The 4,705-nt window shown below is 46.0% G+C and carries 5 protein-coding genes and 1 tRNA gene; 1 reads left to right on the top strand and 5 read right to left on the bottom strand.

Annotated elements, in window-relative coordinates:
• Nucleotides 1-27: 27 nt before the first annotated feature.
• A tRNA-Thr gene (locus Q0256_RS05435) sits at nucleotides 28-103 on the bottom strand.
• 126 nt (nucleotides 104-229) lie between these two features.
• Here Q0256_RS05435 and Q0256_RS05430 point away from each other — a divergent pair.
• Nucleotides 230-442, top strand: coding sequence for a hypothetical protein (locus tag Q0256_RS05430; protein WP_297882846.1), 213 nt, complete (start codon nucleotides 230-232; stop codon nucleotides 440-442).
• 626 nt (nucleotides 443-1,068) lie between these two features.
• Here Q0256_RS05430 and Q0256_RS05425 read toward each other — a convergent pair.
• The 4 genes from Q0256_RS05425 to Q0256_RS05410 form a co-directional block, all read right to left on the bottom strand.
• Nucleotides 1,069-2,373 (bottom strand): (Fe-S)-binding protein, encoded by a 1,305-nt coding sequence (locus Q0256_RS05425; protein ID WP_297960860.1) that lies wholly within the window; start codon nucleotides 2,371-2,373, stop codon nucleotides 1,069-1,071.
• A gap of 11 nt (nucleotides 2,374-2,384) precedes the next feature.
• Complete coding sequence (gene hemN / locus Q0256_RS05420) at nucleotides 2,385-3,749, bottom strand: oxygen-independent coproporphyrinogen III oxidase (RefSeq protein WP_297960857.1); 1,365 nt, start codon at nucleotides 3,747-3,749, stop codon at nucleotides 2,385-2,387.
• Nucleotides 3,742-4,224, bottom strand: coding sequence for a DUF2603 domain-containing protein (locus tag Q0256_RS05415; protein WP_297960854.1), 483 nt, complete (start codon nucleotides 4,222-4,224; stop codon nucleotides 3,742-3,744). The genes hemN and Q0256_RS05415 overlap by 8 nt, the downstream gene beginning before the upstream one ends.
• Nucleotides 4,225-4,238: 14 nt before the next feature.
• The coding region (locus tag Q0256_RS05410) for an ornithine carbamoyltransferase (protein WP_367271941.1) at nucleotides 4,239-4,705 on the bottom strand (467 nt) is incomplete at its 5' end.

Genomic DNA, 4,705 nt, shown 5'->3' with positions numbered 1-4,705 from the left:
AATCTGGTCAAACACTGTTACAAAAAATGGAGCTGGTGGACGGGATCGAACCGCCGACCCACTGCTTACAAGGCAGTAGCTCTACCAGCTGAGCTACACCAGCATTTTGAAATTGAAGTGCTGATTATAGCCGAAAAATTCGCATTTGTCAAGGCTTAAAACAACCGATTTAAAATTTCATAAAATTTTTGATATAATGTGCCCGATTTTAAATTTTAAGGAATTTTATATGAAAATCGTACCTTGGATCATAATAGTTTTTATGATTTATTTGATTTATTATTTTATCTCCCGCTCTGAAAAGCGTCTAAATACCCTTGAAAAGCGCCTAAATAAGATAGAAGAAAACTTAAGCGAGATAAAAAAGGCTACCGAAGCCAACAGGCTCTTAATCGAAGAAGCAAAGCTGGACTCTGAAGATGACGCAAAAGAGCAAGAATAAAATTAAATTTAAATCCATGATCTCGCTAGCTTAGCCTTTTTTGCTAAATATCTCGTGCTAAAAATTATGAATATATTTTATAGTGCACTTTGGCATTTTTGAAAGAAATTTTGCCCCAACGCCAAAACCGCGAAGTGCAAGAAGCTCATACGTAACTAATTCTTAAATTTTACGAAATTTAAAATTCGCGCTTTAAGCCTGCTCCGCCACGCAAATCCACGCAAATCAATAAATCAAAATTCTAGCTATTTGCTCACAGCACAAATTCCATAGAATTTCAAACAATACCGCCTAAAATTAGAATTCCTGCTAAAATCCATCTTACAATTCAACTTCTTAAAATTTTGCGCAAATCCATCAACAAAAATTATAAACCACAAAATTTTAGTATTTAAAATCATATTAATCAACCCCACCGCAACAGCAAAGCCTATGGGTTCACACTGCACGCCACTTCAGGCTAATATATCCGAAAGCTTAAAAGTGTAGACCACAACCTCTGCAAGCTAATGATAAAATTTCATCATAATTTTTAAAAACCAAAATTTAAAAAGCACAGAATTTTACCCCAGGATTTGAATTGAGTAAAAAGCCGGCGAAATGCAGGAGCTTCTAAAACGCAAAATTTATCCATTGGAATTTTCCTCGCCCACAAGCGCTTCAGCGATGAGTTCCAGCGGATTTACGCACCTCATCTGCGAGCCACTTAAAGAAAGCGAGTTATTTAGCTGCATCCTGCACGCACTGCACTCGGCAGAAACTACGCGCACAGGCAGATCTGCCATTGCGCGCGCCTTAGCTAATCCCACTGCGCGCGCGAGCTCGTAGCGCTCGGTTTGCATCGTCACGCCGCCAAATCCGCAGCATTTATTAGGCTCATTCATCTCAGTTATTTCGTAGTTTTGAGCGAGCAAGCCGCGCGGTTCTTTCCAAATACCCTGCATTTTGCGGGCATGGCACGGATCGTGATAAGTAATCGCTAAAGCCCTTTTGCCGCGGCGCATCAAAAGATCACTTAAGTTTGTAAATTTATAAAAGTATTCGCTCGCCATAAAAATTTTACTCGCAAGCTTTTGCGCACGGGCTTTCCATTGCGGCTCATTTTCAAAAAAATGCGCGTAATCCACCCGCAACATCGCAGAGCACGTAGCCTCGGGCACGATAATCGCATCAAGAGCAGGCATGACTTTTTCGAAATATGCTATATTAAATTTTGCCACGCGTTCAACCGCCGCAAAATCTCCCGTAAAATACGCAGGAGCGCCGCAACAGGCTTGTTCCTTCATCAAATTTACGTTTAGCTTTAGCGCTCGCGCGATATGTAAAACCGCCTCGCCTACGCCCGTGTAAGCGTAGTTTGCCATGCAGCCTATAAAAATTCCGATAGTTTTTTCGCCGCCGTTGTCGATAAGCTCTGCGTACGAGTTCATAAAGCTCTTTTTCGCAGGAGCAGGCAACAAGCGCTCTTTTTTAAGTAGTGGCAAGTCAAATCTAGACGACATAGAGCTTTGCGTATCTTTTCGCATCTTAAAGCCACAGCTAAGAAACACGTATCCAAGCGCTGCTGCTAGATCCAGCGCTTTGCGGTGCCCGAGCAGCCAAAACGCAGCTTTTTTGTACCACGCGATGCCAAATTTCTCCGCAATGCGCGCGCGAATATTCTCAATCGCCGTATCTATGGGCAAAGACTCACCGCAAATATCTACGCAGTTGGTGCATAAAAAGCAGCTCTCAAAAATTTTCTTAGTGTTTTTATCAAGCTTTAGTTCATTCCTGCCGTAAGCGCCCAAAAGATCCACAAATCCGCGCGGGCTCGTTACTTCATCGCCGTTAATGCCATGAACCGTGCAGACTTGGATACATTTACCACATTTTACGCAACGCTCGCTAAGTGCCGCAAAATCGAACGCTCCAAGCTTTGCCTTACTCATAGCCGCGCCGCTTAAACGGTTTTAGAAAAGCGCTTCTCGCCCAAATTTTTACCCATATACTCATCAAAGCACATCGCGATATTGCGGATCAAAAGCGTACCGGTGGGCGTTACCGAAATTCTATTCGGCGAGACTTGCACGAAATCCCTTAGCGCCTCAAGCTGCTTTAGGCTAGCGCCGAAATGCTCGAAAAATTTTATCTTAAATTTCTCCTCGATCGCCTCTATATCGACGCAAAAATTACTCATCAACCCCATAATCACCTCTTTGCGCAGCAGATCCTCTTCATTTAGCAAAATGCCCCTGCAATACGGCAGCCTGCCCGTATCGATCGCGGCTTCATACGCATCCATATCTTTGAAATTTTGCGCGTAGTGGCGCGCTCCTTCGCCGATGCTAGTTAGCCCGATACCGATCAGATCGGCGCCGCCCTTGGTCGTGTAGCCCTGAAAATTACGGTGCAGCGAGCCGTTTTTAAGCGCGGCGTGAAGCTCGTCTGCAGGCTTTGAGTAGTGATCCATGCCGATCATCTCATATCCGTTCGCGCTCAAAAAATCATGGGTAAATTTTAAAATTTCAAGCTTTACTTTGGGTTCTGGCAGTGTCGTCTCGTCAAATTTACGCATAGATTTTTTGATCCACGGCACGTGCGCGTAGTTAAAGATTGCAAAGCGGTCCGGATCAAGCGAAAGCGCAAGCTCCAGCGTGCGCTTAAAGCTAGCTAGGCTCTGATACGGAAGGCCGTAGATCAGATCCATATTTATCGATTTTATCCCCCTCGCGCGCGCCATGGCTATGACATCCCTCGTAAGCTCGAAAGGCTGGATGCGGTGGATCTCCTTTTGCACGCGCTCATCAAAGTCCTGCACGCCATAGCTTATGCGGTTAAAGCCGTTTGAAACAAGCACGTCGAGCTGTTCGGCGTTTAAAAATCGCGGATCGATCTCACAGCTGATCTCGGCTTCAGAGCTAAAATTTGTAAAATATTTTTTGATATTTTTTATGTGGCGCGCGAGCTGTTCGGCGCTAAAATATGTAGGCGTGCCGCCGCCGAAGTGCATCTGCACGACCTGGCGCGAGCCGTCCACGACGCCGCTTAAAATTTGCATTTCGCGCTCGATATAGTCCAAATACCGATCCATCTTGTCGCGCTTGCCCGTGTAGATTACGTTGCAGCCGCAAAAATAACAGGCGGAGCGGCAAAACGGCATGTGAAAGTAAAGCGACAGCGGCGTAGAGCTTTTTTGATTTTTCAGCTCGTTCAAATACCCGTCGTAGCTGAAATTTTCGCTAAATTCCAAAGCGGTCGGATAGCTCGTGTAGCGAGGCCCCGGGCGCGAAAATTTCGCGTAAGCATCAAAGTCTATACTATTCACGGCTGTCCGCCTTAGTTTTGATAAGCTCTTCGATATCAATAAAAAGGTTTGGATGCAGGCTTTTTACGCGCGAGACGACGGCATCGACGTCTAAGCTTAATCTTTTCGCACTCGGATTTGCGCCCGTTAGCCTTCTGATCTCGTCCATACACACGATCCACGCGTCGCCGAAATCCACCGGCGTATGCTGCAAAATCGAGCGCTCAAGCTTGAGATTAAAATTTTCCTGCATCGCGTTTTTGGTCGCGGCGATGAGATTTGCAAGCGATTTTATCGAGATCATCGTGTGCACTTCGTTATTTTCGTCGATGCCGAACCACGGCTCCTCGTCGCTCCACGAGCCGCTTTTTAAAGTGAGTTTTTTCTCGTTGTCCTCGCCCTGCGAAATTTCAAAAACCGTCCTTTTCGAGCTATCCAGCCCGAAAAATTCGCTCGCTTTGTCGATCTTTTTTAGCGCTTTATCTTTTTCTTCCATGCGTTCTCCTAAATTTACCTTCTTTGATCCAGCCAGACCATAACGCCCTTTTGCGCGTGCAGGCGATTTTCCGCCTCTGCAAAAATTTCATCCGCGTGCGCTTCAAACACGGTCTCGCTCACCTCGTATCCGCGGTACGCCGGCAGGCAGTGCAAAAAGATCGCGTTTTTTTCAGCCAGAGCCATTAAGCTTTCATCCACGCAAAAGCCCGCGAAATCGCGAATTCTTTGCTCCTTTTCGCCTTCTTGCCCCATCGAAACCCAAGTATCGGTCGTCACGACGTTTGCGCCCCTTACGGCTTCTTTTATATCGTCCGTTATTAAAATTTTGGCGCCTGAAATTTTAGCATTTTCTCGCGCCTGCGCCAGTATCTGCGGATCGGCCTCGTAGCCCACGGGCGTCGCTACTCGCAGCTCAAATCCAAGCTTGCTGGCAAGCATGAGCCACGAGTGCGTCATATTGTTGCCGTCGCCGACGTACG

Source organism: uncultured Campylobacter sp. (genome assembly GCF_937949835.1).
GTDB lineage: Bacteria > Campylobacterota > Campylobacteria > Campylobacterales > Campylobacteraceae > Campylobacter_B.
This window is presented reverse-complemented; position numbering and strand designations above follow the sequence as displayed.

Coding starts and splice junctions, on each gene's coding strand:
- Q0256_RS05415 (WP_297960854.1), bottom strand. CDS start 4,224: ATGGAAGAAAAAGATAAAGCGCTAAAAAAGATCGACAAAGCGAGCGAA.
- Q0256_RS05430 (WP_297882846.1), top strand. CDS start 230: ATGAAAATCGTACCTTGGATCATAATAGTTTTTATGATTTATTTGATT.
- Q0256_RS05425 (WP_297960860.1), bottom strand. CDS start 2,373: ATGAGTAAGGCAAAGCTTGGAGCGTTCGATTTTGCGGCACTTAGCGAG.